Raw genomic sequence first — 22,161 nt, 5'->3', positions numbered from 1 at the left:
CCCCGGAAAGGGTGAATGCCCCGGCAGGTCTCCTGGCTTGCGGGTCGCAGCTTCGCCGGCCTTCCCGGTTTCCCAGTGGCGTGATCGGCGTCGCTCTCCGCTTACAGTTGCGGGGGCAGCCACGGATTTGACCGTGTTCCCTTTTCACCGGTGGTTGGCACCGGAACCTGAGCACCGCTTCAATGACCGCAGGTCACGCAGTGGTCAAGCATTCTCTGTGTGGTCCATTGATCAGGATGGTCTGAGTTCCGTTCTGACCAGCTTCTGGCAATTGGCTACGTTATCACCCGTGATCTGTCGCAACAGCAGATCAGCCAGGTGCCAGCCCGCCTGTTGCCGAGAGTAGTGCGAGGCAAAGGCGTGGCTCGCGACATAGCTTGCAAGATTGGTGCCAGAGCGCAGCGAGAAACCGATCCCGCCGATGTCGCCGCCGCGCTTGTCACGCACCCCGGCGAGCGCGCCAAGAAACACCAGTTCATTCACGCAGACAAACCCGTCCGCGCCCTGTTCCAGCAGGTCACGGGCAGCTTTGCGGGCCATATCGGCGGCGGTCACGCCGTGGCGTTGCAACGCGGCTTCTGCCTCGATGCCGTGGTCGCGCAACGCGCGCTGATAACCGTGCAATCGCTGATGAACAAAGCTGAGTTGCGGGTCGCCATCCAGCAAGGCGATGCGGCGGTGGCCGCCACGCAGAAGCGCATCGGTCCCTTGCCAGGCGGCGTGTTCATTGTCGATGTCGAACCAGGCGTGACGGTCTGGAGTATCGGTTCGACCAAAGGTGACAAAGGGAAACCCCTGTGATCGAAGATAGCTGACACGGGCGTCCTGTGGTGCGATGTGGTCGAGGATGATGCCATCGGCCAACCGACCACGGACCGTTTCCTGAATCCGTTCCAACGATTGCGCGGCTGCGGATGTCGGAACCGCACGGACGGCATAATCGCTGTGGGACAGGCGGTCGTGTATACCGTTCAGCAATCCCACAGAGCCGGAATCCCCGACCTCCTCTTCTTGCGAGACCTGAAGGAACGGGATGATGACCAGCGTCTTGCCGGATCGAAGCTTTGCGCCTTCAAGGTTGCGCACATAGCCCATCCTTTCGGCGGTGTCCCTGACCCTCTGGACCATTGCCGGGCTGATCTTGTGGCCGTCCTTCAATGCCCTTGCGACGGTGGTAACGGAAACGTTCAATTCCTCTGCCACGGATTTCAGGGTGACCGGCGCGTGATTTTTCTTAGCCATAGCTATCCCCGCAACGCCCTGGCCTGTGAGACCTGCGGGGGCAGGTGCGAATGGCGGTGCCGTTGGGCGGACAATTGCCGTGGCTGACCCGGAAGCAGCGTGATGTAATTGTCCGACCAGACGGTGTCACCGCCGTGATCCCAACTCACCCAAAGCGCCGGGCGGTCGGTCGTCAGCGTGACGGTCTGGCGGCCGTCTGCATCTATGTCTTCAATGGCAGAAATATTCGGATTACCCAGGTCATATTCTTTCGGCCGCAGCGGCAGGAACTCATTCTCTCCGACATGCGCACCGCCATCCGTCCAGTCGAAGTGCAGGAAGGCATCGGCGGCGATCTCATCGCGCCGGATGCTCGTAACCTCGACAGCACGATCGCAGGGGACCGAAACCTGCGCAGTACGGATCTCGTCAACCTGTCCGGACATACGCACGCTGCGAATGGCCACAGTCAGTGACACCGGGGATGGCGTATCGTTCACTGCCCACAGAACGATATCGTCCCCGTCCGTTGCGGGCTGGGCGCTGATCAGAACGGGCGCATAGAAGCGCCGCGCGGCATAGTGCAAAGCCTTCCAGCCACCGCCATATTCAAGGCTGGCCCAACTGGCGACGGGCCAGGTGTCGTTCAATTGCCAATACAGCGTGCCCATGCTGCGCGGCTTGTTGCTGCGCCAGAACTCTATGGCCGTTTTCATCGCCAGTGCCTGACTGATCTGGCTGAGCCACGTCATGTTCTCAAACCCGTCGGGGAAGCGGAAATAGCGTGCCAAGGTCTCGACAATGCGGCTGTTGCCGCCGGGGTTGCGTTGGTGAACGTCCATCACCGCCGATGAGACATTCCGGTCCCGAGGCTCTGTGAAACTGTCGATGACGCGGGCAGAGGGGAAGGACTGGAAGCCGAATTCGGAACAGAAGCGGGGCCGGACCGTCCGGTAATGCTCGAAATCCTTGGCGGAGTGCCAGACGTCCCAGAAATGCATGTCGCCTGAACTGTCGTCGTGCCATCCGTCGCCAAAGTTCAGCCGCCCGACGGATGGGCTGGAGGGCCACCACGGCACATCGGGGGCCTCATCCTCAATCGCCTCCTCAAGCGCGTGGTTCAGACGGTCATACATGGCGAGATAACGGTCCCGGTCCGCCTTGCTTTCATCGAACCAGTTCAGCGCACCGACCAACTCGTTATCGCCGCACCACAGGGCAAGGCACGGATGCGCCGACAAACGACGTATCTGCTGACGCGCCTCTAGCCGGACATTGTCCAGCCATTGCCTGTCGGCGGCGGGATAAAGATTGCAGGCAAACATGAAGTCCTGCCAGACCAGCAACCCGCGTTCAGAGCACATTTGATAGAACCAATCGGCCTCATATGTGCCACCGCCCCAGATGCGGATCATGTTCATGTTCGCCTCGACCGCGCTGTCCAGCAGGTCCGCGACGCGTTCTTTCGTGGCGCGGGCGGGCAGGGCATCGGCAGGAATCCAGTTCGCGCCACGCATGAAGATATCCCGGCCATTGACGCGGAACGCGAAACGGTGGCCGATCGCATCGGGGCTTGTGTCAAGCTCTATCTCTCGCAAACCGATCTGCATTTCTCGCTGCTGATCGCCGATAGAGACGGTCAGATCGTAAAATTCCTGTGCGCCGTGGCCCACAGGCCACCAAAGCCGCGGCGCGGTGATTTCGACGCTCAGCCTGACCCGGTTCTGTCCGGGCCAAAGCTGAACATCGGTCGCGACGACCGCACCGTCCAAAGCCAGCGTTGCCTGATCAATGGCGGGTTCGGTCGCATGGGCCAGAAGTTCAACCTCTACCGTGACCCGGCCATCGCGGTGATGCTGCCGGACCATCATGTCATCCAGCCGGATATTTTCGATCCTGCGCAGGCGGATATCGCCGTAAATGCCAATAGGCGACAGGGCGATGTTCCAGTCCCAACCCGCGTCGCATTGGGGTTTGCGCAGAAAATTGTAGTGCGGCAGGCGGTTGTTCCAAAAGATATGCGGAATGGGGAAGGGCGACGCCGCAGATTTCGCCTCAGCAATGGTGGAATTCGACAGAAAGTGCACCGAAAGGTGGTTCTGTCCCGCGACCAGTGCCTCGGTGATATCGAGGTCGTAGCGAAGAAAGCGATTTTCTGTCTCTCCGACGGGCTTGCCATTGATGCTGACAACCGCATGACAGTCCACGCCGCTTAACGTCAGAACATATCTCGCCTTCGCGTCGTCGGGCAGCGTGAATGTCCGCTCTGCCAACCATTCGCTTTCGTGTACCCAATCCAGAGAGGTCTCCCGATCCCGCCAATAGAGATCGGCAATGACCTTTGCGTTGAGCAGCGCAGAATGCACGTCGCCCGGAAAATCAATCGCTGCACGCGCATTCCCACCGATCTGTGACAGTTCCCAACTGCGCGAAAGGTCGATCTCCTGCTGATCTGTCATGGCATGAATTTCCCTTGGGTTTAACGATAAACCAAGCCTATCTGCGTCGACCGGAAAATTGTCAACAGGCGGCGTCTGGAAACGACCGGAAGGCTTTGGCGGTTCGCGGGAGACCGGCCGCAACTTCGTGCGTCGCAAATGTCGCTAACCGAGTCATTGTGAACGGGTTGCAAAACATGGCTGTCTGTTCTTCTGTTAAACGCAAGCGTTCAATGAGGGAGTTTTCGATGAGTTCAATTATTCGCGGCATCGCTTCGGGCACTGCAGTTTCCATGATTATTACCGGCGCGGCACAGGCCCAGACCGATCAACCTTATGACGACCCCATTGTTGCGCCGTTCGGCAGTACCTCTGCGTTGCAGCTTCTGCCGCTGGCGGTTGTCGCGGCGATCGTCGTGGGAAGTACCGGCGCTGCATCGGCGGCCGGAAGCGAGGATAGCGGCTTCACGGCGGCAAACCTGTCTGCCAGCCTGACTCGTCTGGCGGTGTCCTATGGCCGCATTGTCACCGACATTCGTTATGGCGCGCTAGAGGTGGACAACAAGCGCGGTGCGATGACGCTGCGCAATCTGCAGATCGACGGTATAGGCGAATATGAAAACTGCTCTGTCTCACTTGGCAAGGTGGATATCTCGGGCATGACCTTCTTCGGGGGCGAGGATATGCGCAACCGGGTGGAGCTCAGCGATCTTGCAATTGCCAATAACTGCTTCGGCCCGAATGCTGCCATGATCGGGATCGTGACAGGTGGTCCTTCCATCCCGCTGGATTCGCTGATCGTCGATATCCGGCAGATCTCGGGCAGCGGCGCGACAACGCTTGATATACAGGCTGTCAGTCCGGGCATAGCCCGCATAGAGGGCAATGCCGATTTTGACTATGTCACGTTTTCCATGCCCGGCATTATCGAAGAAATGATGGCGCAGGACGATCCCTATCGGATTGACGATCCACTGGAAGCGCCTAGCTTTGACGAGAACGGAAATTTCATCGAGCCGGACAGTTATGGATCCGATGAGCCAGAAGCAGGGTTCCGCGGCACCTTGCGCTCTGCGCATCTTTCTGTCGAAAACCTTGGCGTGTGGGAACGCCTTCAGCCCATGATCCCGCCGGAGATGGCCGGCCCTGATGCTGTCGGCGCCGTCATCACGGCAGAGCCGGGGACAGAGCTTCGCGCTGCTCAGGAAGCCCTTGCTGATGCGCTTCGCAACTTCCTGCAAGAGCCCGGTCGCGTCACCGTCGAAGTGCGCCCGGATGAACCGATCGACTTTGAAACGACAGAGTGGGAATCCCCCGAAGATGCAGTTGCTCTGATGCAGCCGGTTTTCTCGAACGCGGCGCCGACTCCTCCGCTCGCACTGATCGCAACGCCGGATAGCATCTCTGACCCGTTTGCATTGGGTGTGGCGCTTGCCGACGGTCGGGGTCTGCCGAAGAACACCCGTCGGGCAATCGAACTGCTTTCGCCGCTGGAAGATAATGCCGATGCCATGCTGACCGTCGCCCGGCTTGGTGCGGAATCGGATCCAGCCGCCGCATATGGCCATGCCCAGAAGGCTGCAGAGCTTGGCAGCGCGGATGCACCCGCAGCGCTTGACCAGATTGAAGGTCAATTGACCATGTCGGAGCTTTTGGCGGCGCAGGCAGCCGCGGACAGCGCCGTCCCGTCCGAGGCATTTGCTTCAGTCGGGGCATTGCGCGACGCCGCACTTGCCTATGCGGAAGGCGATGGTGTGCCGCGCAGCTATGCCATTGCGCGCCGGCTGGCGGGCTCGGCCGCGGCCGCCGGGGATGCTCAGGCCAAGTCCTTGATCGCACGGCTGGATACACGCTTTGACGGGGAGCCTGACTGGATCACCGCGCGCGACGAAGCTGCTGATCTGGCGCTTGACGACTGGACAGGGCAGCAGCTGGCGACCCGTTTCGCTGGTGAATAAAAACAGTTGCCCCGGCCCACAAAACTATGCGGGCCGGGGCGTTCTTGAAGGGGGAGTTAGTCCCTTTGCGGAAATTCCGGTGGCTACCGGTTTTGATCGCGCAAAAACTCGATCACCATTGCCGCCGTCCAGGTAAACTGCCGGCCGCCGCACGGGGTTCCGTTAAGTGGGCCGTAGTATTCAGCAGGTTCTGACGCGTTGATAAGACGCATTGAGTTCCGGCGGATGTAATTGGCCATTTTGAACTGGCGGCCGGGGCTTCAACTTTTGCCTGCTTATGTGCATCCTGTTTCCACAGAGCAAAGCAGGAACCCATGACCAAAAAGCCGAAAGCGAAGGCAGCGAAGACATCGGAAGAACCCAAGGGTGAGGCACCGGCTTCAGTCGAAATGATTCCCGTTCCGGCGATTGCAGAGGATCTTTGGCCTCAGGGGGATGAGGCGGATCAGGCGACGCTTCATGCGGCCGAAGAGGTGTTCAACCATCTTCTCACACGGGTAAAGGCCTTTCAGGCTAACCTGCCCGAGCATTTTGAACTGGGCATAAGGCTGGCCAATTATGGGGGCGAACGCGCGGTTCATGTGCGTGGCATGGGCTACCGCAATCCCAATATCATCGAATTTTACGGGCTTCTGGGCGGGAAGCAGCAGGTCGCGGTTGTCCAGCATGTCTCGCAATTGAACTTCATGCTGGTGGCGGTGCCTCCGGTGGCAGAACAGGAACCCTACCGTATCGGCTTCGGCGCGGAAATCTAAGGCGCTGCGCGGCTGCTCAGAACTTCCACAGCCTGACAAAGATGAACAGCGCCATCAGGGCAGAGGCGCTGCCCATCACGAGGATGTATGAGCCGCCGAGAACCACACTTATGCTCAGTGCGGTCAGCCAGAGAAAGACGACAATGACCTTCGCTTCGAGTGAATTGCGGGCCAGATACCACAGATAAATAACTGTCGCGCAAATAGGAGGCACGCAGATGAAGACCAGCAATTCCTGCATCTGATCCTGTTGCAAACTGACCCTTTCGTTACCTCCTGCTCGCGTCTGATGACAGTGAAACAACGGCAGGCTATCCTTAAAGGCGACTCGCCAGCACTTGCACGAACAGGACGCCCGCATGACCGATACAAAGCACACGACGCTGACCCTTTATGCAATCGCTTTCATGACGTCGATCAGCCTTTTCGGGCTTGTCGATGCTGTTTCGGTTGAACGCGGGGCGACAGCCGCAAGCGCGATCACGCGGGCTTTTTTGCTGCCTGTGCTGGGGATTTCTGCATTCTGTTTTCTGATCGTCACGCTGATTACGCTGACGCGGGGACATCTGCGGGGCAGCTATTTCTGGAACACTCAGAAGGCCGAGCGGCAGGTGCTTGAACTGGGAATCGGGACCGCCTGCTACTTTGGCTTTCTGGCTGCCATAAGCTATTTTCTGGCGCTCATCGCGCCTTCGCAGATGGAGGGGTTGTCGGCAGGGATGGCGGCGCATTGGCCGTGGTTTCTGGCGGTGCCCTGTCTGGCGATTGGGGCCGCGGCGCGGCAGAACAAAGCCGCATGGCTGGTGGCGGGCGCGATTTTTGCCACCATCGGGCTGTTTACCTGAGCCTTAAGAACCGCCTGCGCAATTCGTATATATCGCGTATGAAACCCGTATATATGCTGCAGATACGCCGGCCCGCCACGCGGCTTGCGCGGCCCTGTTCTTCCGCCGCGTCTTGGTTTAAGTCAGCGCCAACCGATAACGGCCCGAAACGCATGGGAACGCAGACATGAAATTCACCTTGTCCTGGCTGAAGGATCATCTGGAAACCGACGCCTCTGTCGAAGAGATCGGACGGGTTCTGACCGATCTTGGGCTGGAGGTCGAAGAGATCATCGACCCCGCCGCGAAGCTGGACGGGTTTACCATCGCGAAAGTCACCTCTGCCGAGCAGCATCCCGATGCGGACCGGCTGCGGGTGCTGCGTGTGGAAACCGATGAGGGTGAGAAGCAGATCGTTTGCGGTGCGCCCAATGCGAAGGCCGGGCTGATCGGGGTGCTGGCGAAGCCGGGTGACTACGTTCCCGGCATCGACACAACCCTGAGCGTCGGCAAGATCCGCGGCGTCGAAAGCCACGGCATGATGGCGTCTGAGCGTGAGCTTGAGCTGAGCGATGAGCATGATGGCATCATCGAGCTGCCCTCTGGTGAGGTTGGGCAAAAGTTCACCGACTGGCTGGCTGTGAATGCGCCTGACAAGATCGACCCGGTTTTCGACATTGCGATCACGCCGAACCGGCCCGATGCGCTTGGGGTGCGCGGTATCGCCCGTGATCTGGCGGCGCGGGGTCTGGGCAGCCTGAAACCACTTGCTGAGGCGAATATCGAGGCGAAATTCGCCAGCCCGGTCAATGTCATGATTGACGCTGATATTGCCGCGAAAGCGCCCTTCTTCTCGGGCCGCGTGGTGCGGGGCCTGACGAACGGGCCGTCTCCGGACTGGATGCAGAAGCGGCTGCGCGCCATCGGGCTGCGTCCGATCAACACACTGGTCGATATCACGAATTACTTCACCTATGACCTGAATCGCCCGCTGCATGTCTTTGACGTCAGCAAGGTGACGGGTGATTTGCGCCTGCGCGCGGCGAAGGCGGGCGAAAAGCTGGTCGCACTTGATGACAAGGAATACACCCTGCCGGAAGGTGCGGTGGTGATCTGTGATGACAATGGCGTGGAATCCATTGCCGGCGTGATGGGTGGCGCGGCGTCGGGTTCTCAGGATGATACCACGGACGTGTTCATCGAGGCCGCCTATTTCGACCCGATCAGCACGGCTGCGACGGGGCGGGCGCTGAAGATCAATTCAGACGCGCGCTACCGTTTCGAGCGCGGCGTTGACCCGGAGTTCACGCTACCGGGTCTTGATCTGGCAACGCAGATGGTGCTGCATCTTTGCGGTGGCGAGGCGTCGGGGCCGGTGACGGCGGGTGCGGTGCCGGACCACTCGCGCAGTTACTGGCTGGATACGAACCGCGTCGTCAGCCTTGTCGGCATGGAGATCGACGACGCTGTGCAGCGCCAGACGCTGGAGGCTTTGGGCTTCGAGATGGAGGGCGACAAGGCCCATGTGCCAAGCTGGCGCCCGGATGTGCTGGGCGAGGCCGACCTGATCGAGGAGATCGCGCGGGTGGCCAGCCTGACCCGTCTGGTCGGTCAGCCGATGGCGCGGCCGCAGCCGGGTGTCCCGCTGCCGGTTCTGACGCCCCTGCAGCGCCGCGAAAAGACGGCGCGGCGGATGGCGGCGCAACTGGGCTACAATGAATGTGTGACCTATAGTTTCATTGACCAGAAGGCCGCCGCGCTGTTCGGTGGTGGCGATGATGCGGTGCGCGTGGACAATCCGATCTCATCCGAGATGACGCATATGCGCCCGGATTTGCTGCCGGGCCTGCTGGCGGCGGCGGCGCGTAATCAGGCGCGCGGCTTTGCCGATCTGGCGCTGTTCGAATGCGGGCCGGTCTTTTCGGGTGGCGAGCCGGGAGAGCAGGCCCTGTGCCTGACCGGCCTGCTGGTCGGCTCGGTCGCGCCGCGCGATCCCTTTGGCTCGCGCCGTCCGGTCGATGTCTATGACGCCAAGGCGGATGCAGAGGCGGTGCTGGCGGCCATTGGCGCTCCAGCAAAGTTCCAGATCGACCGCAAGCTGGACGGCTGGTGGCATCCGGGCCGGTCGGGCAATATCCAGCTTGGCCCGAACCGTCTGGCGACATTCGGCGAGGTTCACCCAAAGATTCTGCGAGAGATGGATGTGAAAGGCCCGGCAGTTGCCTTTACCGTTCACATCCCGAATGTGCCGCTGCCGAAATCCAGCACGCCGACCCGCTCGGCGCTTGATGCCTCGGCCCTGCAAGCGGTGGAGCGTGACTTTGCCTTCGTCGTCGATAAGGATGTCGAGGCGTTGAAACTGGTGAATGCCGCTGCGGGTGCCGACAAGGCGCTGATCGAGGATGTTCGCGTCTTTGACCAGTTCACCGGCGACAAGGCCGAGGCGCAGATGGGCGCGGGCAAGAAGTCGGTCGCGATCACCGCCCGGTTGCAGCCGCGCGACAAGACGCTGACCGATGCCGATATCGAAGCGGTCTCTGCGAAGATCGTAGAGAAGGTTGCGAAGGCTGTCGGCGGCGTGCTGCGGAGTTAAGGGCTTGTGGATGTGAGAGGGAGGCCCCGCGATGTCTTGCGGGGCTTTTGTTTGGGGTGGCGGTTATGCGGAACAAGGCCGCCAGCTACTTCAGTTTCGCAGCAGCGTGTTTTCTTGCTTCGTATTGTTCCCAAACGTGCATTCGGCCTTTTTGCCGAGCGTCAGCGAGCCAAAGCTTTTTCCTCACGCCAGGGATTTCCAATGAACTATACTTGCCGCCTGAGTGTTTAGGCCAGTCGATAGCTAGGCCAAGCTTGACCATTTCGGCCGAGAGGTCGCCGCCATTTTCAAGATAGCATCGGGCAACGGTTCGACCGTGATCGTCTATTGCGACAATTTCTGCACTGACCTTCTTCCCCTTGCATAATGAAACCAATGCCCATTTGGCTTGCCTTCCGTAAGGGTGTTCTAGCTCGGGGGCATCAATGCCAAACAAGCGCACTTGGGTTCGTTGGATAACCACGGTATCTCCATCAATAACATAGGCGGCCCCTCGAATTACTGTTCTTGCAGGAGGCGGGCTTGCGCTCTTCTTTTCGAAGGAGGGCAAGCTGCCGCTATGGACTTTCTTGTGAGGTGACCGCTTTCCTCGTAACGCCCGCGCGCAAACAGCTACGAGCACAAGAAGAATGAACCAAATTTCCATGTAGTTGTCCTGTTATTGGCGGATGCCAGATGGGCTCTCATCTGTCATCCGGTGTCACGACCCCAACCGATGCAAATGCAGGCGCGGCTCGGCTGCTATCAAACCTTCCACCCACTCTGCTTCCGAGCCGAAATCATGCGGCACCTGATCGGCGGAGCGGCTGCCGGACAGGGATTTTGAGGCGAAGAAATCGAAGCCGTAGAGGTCCAGCCGGGCGAGTTCCGATTTCAGCAGTAGTGCGATCAGCAGCGCGCCGGTGGTGGGCTGTGCGCCGATCTTTTCCCTGAGTGCCTCGTAATCCTCAAGCGGGTGCATATAGAAACCTTGCGAATGGGCGCTGCGGTGGTCCAGGCGTTTGCGTTTGTGCGACATCCACAGGATGCGGCCGGGTTGGATACGCTTGCGCTCGGCCCTGGGCAGGCGGGTTGCGAGGCCAAGCCAATCCGTGCGGGTGCCGTGGCTTTCGGGAGACGGCATGGGGGCGAGGTTGATGCGGATGACGATGTCATGGGCGTCGATCTCTGCGCCCTTATTGCCGTCGGACAGTGCGCGGGCATTGCCGACAAGCGCCACGGTCTTGCCTTTCAGAGCTGCCAGAAGGGCGGATTGCCGGACCGAGAGAGTGGCCAGCATATCCTCGTTCCGCAGCAGGCGGGCGATATAGAAGCGCAGGGGCGTCACGCCAGAAGCTCGCGGTAGGTGTCGACGATGGCACGGGCCTCGCCCTCGATATCGTGGTTCTGGCGGACATGGTTCAGCGCGGCGCGGCCGGCGGCCTGTCGCTTGTCCGGGTTTTGCAGCCAGTCTCTGATGGCGGCGGTCAGTGCATCCTGATCGTCGGCTGGCACGAGGCTGCCGGTTTCGCCGTCCTTTATCAGGGTCTCGAAGGCGCCGACGCGGGTGGCGACGACGGGGACGGCGCAGGCCATCGCCTCTAGCGGCGTCAGGCCAAAGCCCTCCCATCTGGCGGGCGCGACGAACAGGTCCATCGCCTGATAATGACGCACGACATCTTCCCACGGCAGTTCGCCAAGGAAATGGATGCGGTCGGTCAGACCTGCCGCCCCGATCTGCTTTTGCAGATCATCCACGAAATCCTGATTGTCGCGCGTGATCCGGCCGGTAAACACAAGCTGCGCTTTCGGATGCGCGTGAAACAGCGCCAGTGCCGCGCCCACCAGGAGATCGACACCCTTCTGCGCCCGCACCCGTCCGAAACAGCCGATCAGCACGGCATCCGGGTCGAGGTCCAATTCGCGGCGAAGGGCCTGTTTATCCTCTGCGGGGCGGAAGACGTTTGTATCGACGCCGTGCAGGATGACCTTTGCCTCACGCTCCAGATAGGATGCGGCTTTGGGCGATGTGGCGATCAGCGCGTCCTGCTGGCGGATCAGCCATTTGGTGAAACCGGTATGATGACGCTGCGCGGCAGAGGTGAACAGCAGCTTGTATCTCCGCCCCAGCAGGCGCCGGAAGATCAGCCCAAGCGCCATTTCCGTATTGCGCCGCGAATGCCAGACCCGCCAGCGGTTGCGCGGCAGGCGCGCGGCCTGTGCCAACGTGATATGCGGCAGTTCCGGCGGCAGGCCCGGCCCGGTCGTGGTGATCCCGATCATGCCAGCCTGAGCCGGGATCAGCCGCACCACGGTGGCCGTCACGCCTGACAAACGGCGTTTCAGGTTGGGGGCGACGACCTCAATCTCGTTCGGTTCAGTCATTCGGGGCCTCTGGCGTCAGGAAGTACAGTGCCAACCCTATCGCAAGAGGGATGCTGAAGGACAGGAAGACCGTCGAATAGGCGGCGATCGGCCCGCCATTGGCAAGCGTCCACTGATAGATGGGGCGAGAGCCGAATTGCAGGATACCGGTGCCGCCGATGGACAGCATGTTCAGGAATGTGATGCCCCGACCGACCAGATGCGGCGGCAGAAAAGCGCGGCCATGCGCGATCAGCAACACATAGGATGCGCCCGACAGGCCGATCAGCGCCAGCAGCAGGATGGAGAGCGGCATGCTGTTGTCGGGCAGCAGCCACAGCGTCACCGTGACCGCCAATGTGGCTGCCGCGCCGATCAGGATCGTGCGCCGGACCGAACCGATCCAGCCGACCAGTGGCCCGGCGAAGTAGTTGCCAAGGATCATGGTGATGCCCATCAGCAGGGTCGCGTGGCCGACGGTCTGCGGGGATGCGACAAAGACATCTTCGAGATAAGGGCCGGCCCACAACCCCCGGATCGCGGCGGAGACACCGTAATTGACCGCGAAAAGCGGCAGGACGAACCACAGCGCCCGGATGCGCAGGATGTCGGACAGCCTGCCGATGGGGTGAGCGTTGTCCAGCCGCGCAGGGTCGCGCACCACCAGGCGCTCGCCAATGGCTACGGCAAGCGTGATGCCCACCATCAGCCAGAGTGTGGAACGCCAGCCAATCGCCTCTGACACGCTGACGAGGGGCGTGGCACTGAGCAGGTTGCCAAGCGCCCCTGCCGCGACGAAGGTGCCCGCCAATGTGCCGAAATCACGCTTCGGGAAATCGTGTGCGAAGATGTAATAGGCGCCCATCAGTGCCGGAGCGCAGCCGATCCCGATCAGCGCCATCGCGACATGCAGGTGCCACGGTGCGGTTGCGATGGCAAAGACCACAGCACCGGCGGCGGTGACGAACATCATGTCGGATGCGGTCTTGCGCGGCCCGTTCCGGTCCAGCCACCCACCGACCGGGATCTGCATGAGGGCGAACGCGACAAACCAGACGCCCGAAGATATGGCAAGGTCGCCCGGCGCTGCCCCAAGCTCTGCCCGAAGGTCGGTGCTGAGCACGGCAAGGAAGGCGCGGTAGAACTGGCTGAGCATATAGCCCAGCACCAGCATCCAGATTCCCGCCGTGAATTGACGCATCAGGCGCGCACGAACTGCCCGGCGCTGCCATCATACTGGAACAGCGTGCCGTCGCCTATGTCGTGAATCAGTCCGTGAAGGCTCATATGGCCGCTTTCGACGGCTTCGCGCACGAAGGGAAAGCTCATCAGGTTTTCCAGCGAGACCATGACGGCTTCACGTTCCAGGGCGGGGACCTGCTCCCCCTCTGGCAGGCCGGAGATGCGATCATAGCCGGGGCGCAGGATATCCATCCAGCGGCCGACGAAGCTGGATTCGTCTTCCAGCTCAGGTGCGCTGCCCGAACACATGGCGTGACAACCCGCCACCCCGCCGCATTTCGTGTGGCCCATGACGATCACATGCGCGACCTTCAGCGCCTGCACGGCATATTCAACAGCGGCAGAGGTGCCGTGCTGCTGCCCGTCGGGCGTATAGGGCGGCACGAGGTTGGCGATATTGCGGTGAATAAAGAACTCTCCCGAATCGGCGCCGAAGATCGAGCTGACATGCACACGAGAATCGCAGCAGGAAATGATCATGGCGCGGGGCCGCTGGCCTTCATCGGCAAGGCGGCCATACCATGCGCGGTTTTCAGCAAATGTCGTTGCCCGCCAGCCATTGTAGCGGTTGATGAGGTAATGCGGCAGAAGCTTGGCGTTATGCATAGGCGTCCCTTTCGTCCCGTGTCACAGATATGACGTGTTTTCCTTGAATTCGAGCGAATTTTCCGCCTGCGGGTAATAATATTATAAGCGGCTATGGCCATGCTGCCCAGCGTGTGGGGACACAAAAGGCGGAGTGGAGCATGGGTATTGTTGCGGCAATGACCGTCACCGAACCGGTCGTGATCGACCGAAGGCGGCTGCAGGATATTGTATTTGAACTGGGCGAAATCGCGGCTGAACGTCTGATACAGCAGGCATTGGAACAGATGGCGTTGGCGGTGTCAGCGGTTCTGGATGATCCGGTGCCGCGGCGTGTTGCGGAAAATGCTGGCCGTCTGGCGCGTTTGGCCGGACAGGTCGGGTTGACCTCGCTGGCGGATGTCGCTGGCGACCTGACCACATGCGCGGGGCAGTGTGATGGTGTGGCGTTGCGGGCGGTGTTAATGCGGCTGGAGCGCGTGGCGAACCGATCCCTGACCGAAATCTGGGACGAATTCTGTCCGGACCTTGCACCCGGCCCGCAGGGCTGACGATTTGCAATCGCCAAGGATATGGCGCTTTTTGTTGAAGGATGCGTCGGTTGCGTAACGCCTGTGGTCATCGGGCTGGGCGTTGCGCAAATGCTGATCTTGTTCCGCTAGCCAGATGAGCTTGTCTGGCATCGCCGCCGGTGACATGTTGCGCAGCGACTGAAACGGAAGGCCATGCAATGATCCCCGAATTTGCCGACGATAATGCCGACGCCCACCCCCTCTGGCTGGTGCGCGATGAATTGCCAGAGGTGCTGGATGCACCTGCGAGGAAATGGGCGGCGTCCAGTGGGTTCAGCGGCAAGGCGGGGCAGATATGTGTTTTGCCCGATGGCGCGGGCGGCATTGCGGGTGCTTTGATCGGGTGTGGCAGGGATGTGGCGCGGGACCGCTTTGCGCTTGCGAAGGCGGCCTCGGTGCTGCCAGAGGCTGCGTGGCGGGTTGCGGATTGGCCCGAAGGGACTGATCCGGCTGAAACCGCCCTCGGCTGGCTTTTGTCGCAATACGCGTTTGATCGCTATCGCAAGTGTCACGGCGCGAAGGCGCGGCTGGTTGCGCCCGAAGGTGTCGATGCTGCGCGGTTGCTGGCAATGGCCGAGGCAGAGTTTCTGACCCGCGACCTGATCAACACCCCGGCCAATGACATGGGGCCGGATGCACTTGAACAGGCGGCGCGGGATCTGGCGGCGCGTCACGGTTTCGCGGTGCATGTCGTGTCCGGAGAGGCATTGATCGAACAGAATTTTCCGCTGATCCACGCGGTAGGGCGCGCGGCGACGCAGGCTCCGCGCCTGATCGAGTTGACGCGCGGAGATACCGGGCCGTCGCTGACATTGGTTGGCAAGGGGGTCTGCTTTGACACTGGTGGGCTGGATATCAAGCCGCCAGCCAGCATGGGCCTGATGAAGAAGGATATGGGCGGCGCGGCGACGGTGCTGGGACTTGCGCATATGCTGGTCGCGACCGGCGCGGCAGAAGGAATGCGCCTGCGCGTGCTTATTCCGGCCGTCGAAAACGCGATTTCGGCTGGTGCGTTCCGGCCCGGCGATATTCTGACGTCGCGCAAGGGCCTGACGGTCGAAGTCAACAATACCGATGCCGAAGGGCGGCTGGTGCTGGCCGATGCGATGGCCTATGCCGCCGAGGATAAGCCGGACTGGATGATCACGATGGCCACGCTGACTGGTGCGGCGCGTGTCGCGCTCGGTCCCGATATCCCACCGTTTTACTGCGACGACGATGGTGCAGCGGCGGCGATACAGGCCGCTGGCATGGCGCATTGGGACCCGGTCTGGCGCATGCCCTTCTGGGAGCCGTATGAGAGTATGATAGAGCCGGGGATTGCCGATCTGGACAATGCGCCTTCGGGTGGCATGGCGGGCTCTGTCACAGCGGCCCTGTTCTTGCGACGGTTCGCGGAAGGGGCGCGGCGCTATGCGCATTTCGATATCTACGGCTGGCAGCCAAAACCTGCGCCCGGTCGCACGAAGGGCGGAGTCCAGCAGGGGGCGCGGGCGCTGCTGGCGGCACTGCCGGGGTTGCTGAAATGAGCGATAGAAGGACGACCCCGGCGACGGATCGCATCGCACTTTCCCGTTTGCGCGGCGAGGTGGATCGTCCTGAATATACCGAAGGCGAAACCGCGCGGGTTGTGGTGCCGCTGGCTGAATTGCTGGCCGGGATCGACGGCGCGCGGGACCGGCAGCTGAACTTCGGCGCGGATGTCACGGTGATAGAGCGTCGCGATGGCTGGGCCTTCGTGCAGGCGGCGCGGGATGGTTATTGCGGCTGGATGGCAGAGGGTGATCTGACGGTCGAGATGCCGGAGATCACCCATCGCATTGCCGTGCCCGCCGCGCATATCTATCCAGAGCCGCATATGAAGTCGCGCGAAACCGGCTGGCTGTCGCTTAACGCTCGGCTGTCGGTGGCCGAAACGCGCGAGGGCTTTGCACGGCTGACTTCAGGGGATTGGGTGCCGCTTCAGGCCGTGTCGGGCAGCTTTGCTGATGACCCGGTGATGGCGGCGGAATCACTTCTTGGCACACCCTATCTGTGGGGCGGCAATTCGCGCAACGGGATCGACTGTTCCGGGCTGGTTCAGGCGGCGCTGCATGCCTGCGGGATGGCCTGCCCCGGTGACGCCGACCTGCAAGAGGCCGCGTTTGCCCCGGTTGATGAAATCCGGCGCGGCGATCTGCTGTTCTGGCCCGGCCATGTCGCCATTGCCTGCGGTGACGGGCAGATGGTTCACGCCACGGCCTGGGCCATGCGGGTTATCCACGAGGATATCGATAGCGCAATCGCCCGAATTGATGCGGCCGGGTATGGTCCGTTCACGGGCGCTAGACGGCCCGGCGGTGTGTCGCTGTCGCTTTAGCGATGGCGGGATTGCGGCTCAGCCAAAGGCTGGATGATAGGCAACCTCGCCGCGCGGGCTTTGACCTGCGAAGGACAGCGCCATGAAATATTCCGGCGGCGGGCCGGGATAGACAAGCCCCGGATCATTCGCGAAGTCGAAGCGGGAATAGTAGCCCGGATCACCAAGCAGCACGCACCCTTGTTGACCTGCATTACGCATATGCGTCAGCCCTTCGCGGATCAGCGCCGATCCGATGCCCTCGCCCTGCCGGTCCGGTGCGGCAGAGACAGGGCCCAGCCCGACCCAGCCGGGATCTTTCCCGTCAATCGTGACAGGGGAGAAGGCGATATGTCCGACGATACGCTCATGCTCTGCCGCGACCAAAGACAGCGTTAATGCGCCTGCATCGCGCAATTGCTGGACGATCTGCGCCTCTGTCCCGCTGCTGTGGGGTGCGGATGCAAAAGCGGCTGTCGTGAGGTCGTGGATCGCGGCCACATCGCCGGGCTGTTCGGGGCGCAGGATCACAGGTTGAAAACCCTGTCCGGCTGCACCTCTCCGCCCAGATAGCGACCGATACAGATGGCGCGGTCTTCATGGCTGACCCAGACCTGTTCGCCATATTGCGCCTGCCCGATGACCTGACCTGGGTTGCCGTTGCGGATGCGGACAGCGCCCTGATCGGTGGCCTGCATTTGCGGCAGGTCGGTAAGGGCGGCATGGATCGGCAAAAGACGAGCCTCGATTTCCGTTTGATTGGCGCGGTCGATCAGGTCGAAGGGCACGGCGTCTTCAATCTCGAAAGGGCCGGACCAGACGCGGCGCAGGCTGGAAACATGTCCCAGACAGCCCAACGCCCGCCCAAGATCGCGAGCGACAGAGCGGACGTAACCGCCCTTGCCGCAGACCATGTGCAGATCGGCCTGATCGCCGCGTGCCTCGATCAGGGTCAGTTCATCCACATAGAGGGGGCGGGCTGTCAGTTCTGGCGCCGCGCCCTCGCGGGCCAGATCATAGGCGCGTTCGCCTTCTACCTTCACGGCGGAAAAGGCGGGGGGAACCTGCGTGATATCGCCGGTAAACGCTGGCAGCGCAGCCGTGATCTCGTCCGGCGTGGGGCGTGTGGAAGAGGTTTGCATAACCTCGCCGGATGCATCGTCGGTTGCCGTTTCGCTGCCCCAGTTTACGCTGAAATCGTAGGCTTTCAGTGCCTCTGTCAGCAGGGGGACGGTTTTCGTCGCCTCTCCCAAAGCGACGGCAAGGATACCCGTCGCATCGGGGTCCAGTGTGCCCGCGTGACCGGCCTTTTTGGCATGCAACGCCCAGCGGACCTTGCCCACGACATCGGTCGAGCCGATACCAGCCGGTTTGTCGACGATCAGCCAGCCGGAAATATCGCGACCTTTCTTGCGTGCCATGTGGCCCCCTTTATCCGAAGCAAGGGCGGATAGCGCCGGCGTCAGTTTTCGTCAACCAGTCCGATGATCGGTCCCATAGACCACCCGAAATCGTTGCGCCGGACCTGCGGCGCGTAGAGGCGGGAGATGGAGCCGTCAAAGTACAACGCATTACGTGCGCCCAGCCCGTCGCGGAACAGGCGGCCAAATTCGTGGAACGTGACGGGGCGGTCGGAAATCGCGAACCACGCGGTCTGGCCATCTGCCGAGACGCCGACGCCATTTCTGACATAGCGACTGTCCGAATCGACCAGAAAGCGCGGATGCAGCTCTCCCTCGATCACCAGCATGGGGCCGGACTGCGTTGCCAGCCTGCATTGCGGTTGCGCCTCAGCAAAGGCGCGGGATTCGATGACCTGATAGGGCTGCGCGCCGCCTGTACAAAATACCCCGTTCGGCAGCAGGCCGAAATTCCCGCCACCACCTGTGGTGACAAGCTGGCCGTAGGTTTCGTCACCGGATTTGAACAGGCCGACGGGGCTGTGATCCGCATGGAACATCCCGGCATTCATCGCGAAGATGAGGGTTTGCGGCCCCACGAAGCTGCGCAGGTTGCTGAAATTGTTCAGCGCCTCGCCCTCGTCATCGTAAAGCCACAACCCGACGCGCGGTTCTTCCTCTGCGCTGATCCGGCAGATCACATAGCCCTGACCGTCATGTTCATTGCGCGAACAATCCGCTGCGGCGGCCGGCAATGCCAATGAGGTCAGCGCACCCGCAGCTACGCCAAGGCGGCACAGCAGCCTAGTCCAGATCGTCATCATCCTCACCGGATTCGATGTCGCGGCGCACACGTTCGTCAGAGAACATGCGGCGGGTGTCATCCATGCGGTCGAAGGTCTCATCCAACTGAAAGCGCAGTTCCGGCGCGTATTTCAGGTTGAGCCCCTTGGCGACCAGATGGCGCAGCTCTCGCGAGTTGCGGCGAAGTGCGGCAAGCGCCTCTTCCGCGTCGTTCCCGCCAAGCGGCATCACATAGGCGGTTGCGACCTTCAGGTCGGGGGAGGACCGCACTTCGCCCACCGTGATCGAGTGGCGGTTGAGGTCGGGGTCATGCACCTCTGCCCGAAGCAGCAGCTCGGACAGGCGGTGGCGGATCAACTCGCCCACGCGCAGCTGACGCTGAGAGGGGCCGGGGCCGGTATGAAAGCGGTTCTGTGCCATGTCGCCAGATGTAGGGGGTTGGGCCGCGCCCCGCAATGGACTAAGCGAAAGGGAAAGCAGGAGATTGGGATATGGAAAAGCCGGGTATTGTGATCACGGGCGTTTCGGGGCGCATGGGCCAGATGCTGGCCCGCCTGGTGCTGGATTCGGACAAGATGCGGCTGGTTGGCGCGGTGGAACGGCCCGGCAGCGACTGGATCGGCCGGGATCTGGGCGAAGCGATGGGCGGTCAGGCGAATGGCATCACCGTGACGGATGACGCGGTGGGGGCAATTGCCAAGGCGCAGGCTGTCATTGATTTCACCACGCCGGCCGCGACCGTTGCCTTTGCCGAGTTGGCGGCACAGGCGCGCGCGGTTCATGTCATCGGCACGACCGGGCTTGAGGCCGACGATCTGGCTGCGATTGCGCGGGCCGCGCGACACGCGCCGATCATCCGGGCCGGGAATATGAGCCTTGGGGTCAACCTGCTGATGGGCCTGACACGCAAGGTTGCGGCGGCTTTGGGCACGGATTGGGATATCGAAGTGGTCGAGGCCCATCACCGCCACAAGGTTGACGCCCCGTCCGGCACCGCGCTGATGCTGGGTGAGGCAGCGGCCGAGGGTCGTGGTGCCTCGCTCGATAATTTGCGCACGCCGGCGCGCGAAGGGATCACCGGTGCCCGGAAGGAAGGAACCATCGGTTTTGCGGCCATTCGCGGCGGCGATGTGGTGGGCGAGCATGACGTGATCTTCGCCGCCCCCGGTGAGCGGATCGTCCTGCGGCATCTGGCGACCGACCGGGCGATTTTTGCGCGGGGTGCGTTGCAGGCGGCGCTTTGGGGGCAGGATAAGGGCCCGGGCGAGTATGACATGATGGATGTGCTGGGTCTGGACTGAGAGCCTGAATCTATTGTGCTTTGCGCCCGGACCGGTGCAAGGGTCGTTAGCCCCGCCGGGCCAGCGTCCGACCGTCCCCTATGGCGGATGCTGGCCTTCTGTTCAGTGCCTGCGGGGCAAGCTGATTGGCGGCTGAGCCACAAAATCCGCCCCATCCTTCGCCGCGATCATCCGGGTCAGTTGGAAGCCATCGGGTTCGATATCGAGCATCGCAATCTCGTTCGGCGGATCCTCTGACCGGTCGCAAAGCGCGGATGCAGCGTGGATCTGGGTCATGCCGGAGGGCGAGGTCACGGCATTAAAGTTGTGCAGATGCCCGGTCAGGACCAGATTGACGCCTGCCTCATCATAGCCGGACAGCGCGGCATCGGCATTCAGCATCAACTCCTTCGTTTCGCCGGGAAGCAGGCTGATCGGGTGGTGCTGCACCACCATCACCGGCCCGCTGCGCGCAAGATGCTTGACCCGGTCGATCTGGCGGCCGGTCAGTCGCCCGTTGCGCCAGCGATAGGGAAAGGTCGAGTTGACGCCGATGATCTTAAGCCCCGGCAATTCGAGCAATGGCTCTCTCGGGCCGGGGACGGCCTTCTGATAATCATGGAATGGCCACAGCAGCCGCCCGGCCACATTCATCAGCGGAATGTCGTGATTGCCGGGCACACATAGCCAGGGCAGGCCGGTCTGATCGAGGATCGCCTCTGCCTCTTCGAACAGCTCGCGGCGGGCTCGCTGGACCAGATCGCCAGCGATGACGATATGTTCGGGCTGTGCATCAGCAATCGCGTCCAGCATGGGCTGAACAAGCCGGCTGCGATGCATCCCGATATGCAGGTCGGAGAGAAGGGCGATACGCATCAGCCTTCCCTGACGCTGGCAGGCACAAGTACCCGCAGCGCGTCCTTGCGGATGGTCAGCTTCAGCGGGGCGGGTACCCGAGAGCGCTCGCCGTCATGTGCGACATGGCGCGTCGGGCGGTCGGTGTTGATGACGAAATCATCCGCGATGATCAGATCAAAATCCTCGCCCCGCGATGTTTTTCCAAGGGCCAGACGCAGCGCCGCGCCGATCAATGCGCGCCCGCTTGTCGCGCGTGCGACGAATAGCGGCAGACGGTCACGCTTCACATCCTCGGCCCCTTCAAGACCGAAGCTTTCAAGTTGCGTTTCGCTTTGCGCGACAAAGGCGAGTGCTGTGCTGAACTCCCGCGTCTCGCCGTCGACATGCGCGGTGAGTTGCAGCGGGTGGCGCAGGTCCATCAGCGTGCGAAAAACGGCCCAATAGGCCAGAAACCGACGTCGACCGAAGCGGCGATAGGCCTCCTCACGGCGTTCAAGGATCTCGGGATAGGCGCCAAGGCTGATATTGTTCAGAAATACCTTGCCGTTCATATCCCCAACGGAAACCGCTTCGATACGTGCGTCGAGGATCGTTTCGATCGCGTCTTCCGGCGTTTCGCCGACATTCAGGTCACGGGCGAAATAGTTGAAGGTCCCGCCGGGGATGACGGCCATGATTGTCGCGGAACCGGAATCCGCCAGTGCCTGCGCCACGGCCGCCTGCGTGCCATCCCCGCCAGCCGCGATGACAAGGTCATGATTCTGCGCCGCAGCGGCCGCGATTTCGGTCAGGCTTTCGCCCTTCTGCGGCCGGATCACGCTAAAGCTGGCGCATTGGGGCGCGACGCGTTCTCTCAGCATCTCCTCCACGCTTGTGCCATCGTCTGATCCGGCCCTGCGGTTCAGGATCGCGGCCACGCGGGCGCGGGAAAGGTCGAACGTCTCGGTCAT

The 22,161-nt window shown here is 61.8% G+C and carries 22 protein-coding genes and 1 riboswitch; of the genes, 8 read left to right on the top strand and 14 right to left on the bottom strand.

The window, feature by feature from the left end; all coding sequences use genetic code 11:
• Nucleotides 1–5: 5 nt before the first annotated feature.
• Nucleotides 6–186: riboswitch (cobalamin riboswitch) on the bottom strand.
• 45 nt (nucleotides 187–231) lie between these two features.
• The gene (locus PAF20_RS13910) at nucleotides 232–1,242 is read right to left on the bottom strand and encodes a LacI family DNA-binding transcriptional regulator (protein WP_271071201.1); all 1,011 of its coding nucleotides are present in this window, start codon (nucleotides 1,240–1,242) and stop codon (nucleotides 232–234) included.
• Between the two features lie 2 nt (nucleotides 1,243–1,244).
• A complete protein-coding gene (locus PAF20_RS13905) occupies nucleotides 1,245–3,680 on the bottom strand; it encodes a beta-mannosidase (protein ID WP_271071200.1) in 2,436 nt (811 codons plus the stop codon).
• A gap of 227 nt (nucleotides 3,681–3,907) precedes the next feature.
• Between PAF20_RS13905 and PAF20_RS13900 the strand changes: the two genes are divergently transcribed.
• Together PAF20_RS13900 and PAF20_RS13895 are read left to right on the top strand one after the other, a co-directional pair.
• A complete protein-coding gene (locus PAF20_RS13900; RefSeq protein WP_271071199.1) occupies nucleotides 3,908–5,617 on the top strand; it encodes an SEL1-like repeat protein in 1,710 nt (569 codons plus the stop codon).
• Between the two features lie 314 nt (nucleotides 5,618–5,931).
• On the top strand, nucleotides 5,932–6,372 hold the full coding sequence (locus PAF20_RS13895) for a DUF6173 family protein (protein WP_271071198.1): 441 nt from the start codon (nucleotides 5,932–5,934) through the stop codon (nucleotides 6,370–6,372).
• Nucleotides 6,373–6,388: 16 nt separating this feature from the next.
• Here the strand turns inward: PAF20_RS13895 and PAF20_RS13890 are convergent, their stop codons facing one another.
• Nucleotides 6,389–6,613 carry a hypothetical protein gene (locus PAF20_RS13890; RefSeq protein ID WP_271071197.1) on the bottom strand — a complete coding sequence of 75 codons (225 nt, stop codon included), beginning with the start codon at nucleotides 6,611–6,613 and terminating at the stop codon, nucleotides 6,389–6,391.
• Between the two features lie 118 nt (nucleotides 6,614–6,731).
• Between PAF20_RS13890 and PAF20_RS13885 the strand changes: the two genes are divergently transcribed.
• Together PAF20_RS13885 and pheT are read left to right on the top strand one after the other, a co-directional pair.
• Entirely contained in the window at nucleotides 6,732–7,217 is a 486-nt protein-coding gene (locus PAF20_RS13885; protein WP_271071196.1) for a hypothetical protein, read from the top strand.
• Nucleotides 7,218–7,383: 166 nt separating this feature from the next.
• Complete coding sequence (gene pheT / locus PAF20_RS13880; protein ID WP_271071195.1) at nucleotides 7,384–9,789, top strand: phenylalanine--tRNA ligase subunit beta; 2,406 nt, start codon at nucleotides 7,384–7,386, stop codon at nucleotides 9,787–9,789.
• 85 nt (nucleotides 9,790–9,874) lie between these two features.
• Here the strand turns inward: pheT and PAF20_RS13875 are convergent, their stop codons facing one another.
• Genes PAF20_RS13875 through PAF20_RS13855 form a run of 5 tightly spaced genes read right to left on the bottom strand, consistent with a single transcriptional unit; the run spans nucleotide 9,875 to nucleotide 13,980 of the window.
• Nucleotides 9,875–10,435 carry a thermonuclease family protein gene (locus PAF20_RS13875; RefSeq protein WP_271071194.1) on the bottom strand — a complete coding sequence of 187 codons (561 nt, stop codon included), beginning with the start codon at nucleotides 10,433–10,435 and terminating at the stop codon, nucleotides 9,875–9,877.
• Nucleotides 10,436–10,489: 54 nt separating this feature from the next.
• Nucleotides 10,490–11,116: a glycosyltransferase family 29 protein gene (locus tag PAF20_RS13870; protein ID WP_271071193.1), complete on the bottom strand. Its 627-nt coding sequence runs from the start codon at nucleotides 11,114–11,116 to the stop codon at nucleotides 10,490–10,492.
• Nucleotides 11,113–12,153 (bottom strand): glycosyltransferase family 4 protein, encoded by a 1,041-nt coding sequence (locus PAF20_RS13865; protein WP_271071192.1) that lies wholly within the window; start codon nucleotides 12,151–12,153, stop codon nucleotides 11,113–11,115. The genes PAF20_RS13870 and PAF20_RS13865 overlap by 4 nt, the downstream gene beginning before the upstream one ends.
• Nucleotides 12,146–13,333 (bottom strand): MFS transporter, encoded by a 1,188-nt coding sequence (locus PAF20_RS13860; RefSeq protein ID WP_271071191.1) that lies wholly within the window; start codon nucleotides 13,331–13,333, stop codon nucleotides 12,146–12,148. The genes PAF20_RS13865 and PAF20_RS13860 overlap by 8 nt, the downstream gene beginning before the upstream one ends.
• The gene (locus PAF20_RS13855; RefSeq protein ID WP_271071190.1) at nucleotides 13,333–13,980 is read right to left on the bottom strand and encodes a carbonic anhydrase; all 648 of its coding nucleotides are present in this window, start codon (nucleotides 13,978–13,980) and stop codon (nucleotides 13,333–13,335) included. The genes PAF20_RS13860 and PAF20_RS13855 overlap by 1 nt, the downstream gene beginning before the upstream one ends.
• A 140-nt stretch (nucleotides 13,981–14,120) precedes the next feature.
• On the opposite strand from PAF20_RS13855, the gene PAF20_RS13850 reads away from it, so the two are divergent.
• The 3 genes from PAF20_RS13850 to PAF20_RS13840 all read left to right on the top strand — a co-directional run bounded on the left by PAF20_RS13850 (nucleotide 14,121) and on the right by PAF20_RS13840 (nucleotide 16,890).
• Complete coding sequence (locus tag PAF20_RS13850; RefSeq protein ID WP_271071189.1) at nucleotides 14,121–14,510, top strand: hypothetical protein; 390 nt, start codon at nucleotides 14,121–14,123, stop codon at nucleotides 14,508–14,510.
• Between the two features lie 179 nt (nucleotides 14,511–14,689).
• Nucleotides 14,690–16,060: a leucyl aminopeptidase family protein gene (locus PAF20_RS13845; protein WP_271071188.1), complete on the top strand. Its 1,371-nt coding sequence runs from the start codon at nucleotides 14,690–14,692 to the stop codon at nucleotides 16,058–16,060.
• Nucleotides 16,057–16,890, top strand: a complete 834-nt coding sequence (locus PAF20_RS13840) for a C40 family peptidase (protein ID WP_271071187.1) — start codon at nucleotides 16,057–16,059, stop codon at nucleotides 16,888–16,890. The genes PAF20_RS13845 and PAF20_RS13840 overlap by 4 nt, the downstream gene beginning before the upstream one ends.
• An 18-nt stretch (nucleotides 16,891–16,908) precedes the next feature.
• Here PAF20_RS13840 and PAF20_RS13835 read toward each other — a convergent pair whose 3' ends face one another.
• Genes PAF20_RS13835 through rbfA form a run of 4 tightly spaced genes read right to left on the bottom strand, consistent with a single transcriptional unit; the run spans nucleotide 16,909 to nucleotide 19,493 of the window.
• Nucleotides 16,909–17,400 carry a GNAT family N-acetyltransferase gene (locus PAF20_RS13835; protein ID WP_271071186.1) on the bottom strand — a complete coding sequence of 164 codons (492 nt, stop codon included), beginning with the start codon at nucleotides 17,398–17,400 and terminating at the stop codon, nucleotides 16,909–16,911.
• Nucleotides 17,397–18,290 carry a tRNA pseudouridine(55) synthase TruB gene (gene truB, locus PAF20_RS13830; protein WP_271071185.1) on the bottom strand — a complete coding sequence of 298 codons (894 nt, stop codon included), beginning with the start codon at nucleotides 18,288–18,290 and terminating at the stop codon, nucleotides 17,397–17,399. The genes PAF20_RS13835 and truB overlap by 4 nt, the downstream gene beginning before the upstream one ends.
• Before the next feature lie 41 nt (nucleotides 18,291–18,331).
• Nucleotides 18,332–19,090: a phosphodiester glycosidase family protein gene (locus tag PAF20_RS13825; RefSeq protein ID WP_271071184.1), complete on the bottom strand. Its 759-nt coding sequence runs from the start codon at nucleotides 19,088–19,090 to the stop codon at nucleotides 18,332–18,334.
• Nucleotides 19,074–19,493 carry a 30S ribosome-binding factor RbfA gene (gene rbfA, locus PAF20_RS13820; RefSeq protein WP_271071183.1) on the bottom strand — a complete coding sequence of 140 codons (420 nt, stop codon included), beginning with the start codon at nucleotides 19,491–19,493 and terminating at the stop codon, nucleotides 19,074–19,076. Before rbfA ends, PAF20_RS13825 begins: the two co-directional genes overlap by 17 nt.
• Nucleotides 19,494–19,564: 71 nt before the next feature.
• On the opposite strand from rbfA, the gene dapB reads away from it, so the two are divergent.
• A complete protein-coding gene (gene dapB / locus PAF20_RS13815; protein WP_271071182.1) occupies nucleotides 19,565–20,374 on the top strand; it encodes a 4-hydroxy-tetrahydrodipicolinate reductase in 810 nt (269 codons plus the stop codon).
• 102 nt (nucleotides 20,375–20,476) lie between these two features.
• Here dapB and PAF20_RS13810 read toward each other — a convergent pair whose 3' ends face one another.
• On the bottom strand, nucleotides 20,477–21,229 hold the full coding sequence (locus tag PAF20_RS13810; RefSeq protein ID WP_271071181.1) for a metallophosphoesterase family protein: 753 nt from the start codon (nucleotides 21,227–21,229) through the stop codon (nucleotides 20,477–20,479).
• Nucleotides 21,229–22,161: a diacylglycerol/lipid kinase family protein gene (locus PAF20_RS13805; protein WP_271071180.1), complete on the bottom strand. Its 933-nt coding sequence runs from the start codon at nucleotides 22,159–22,161 to the stop codon at nucleotides 21,229–21,231. Before PAF20_RS13805 ends, PAF20_RS13810 begins: the two co-directional genes overlap by 1 nt.

Origin of the sequence: Paracoccus albus (assembly GCF_027913035.1) — a bacterium.
GTDB lineage: Bacteria > Pseudomonadota > Alphaproteobacteria > Rhodobacterales > Rhodobacteraceae > Paracoccus > Paracoccus albus.
Note: the sequence above shows the minus strand (reverse complement) of the source record. Positions and strands in the feature narration are given on the sequence as shown.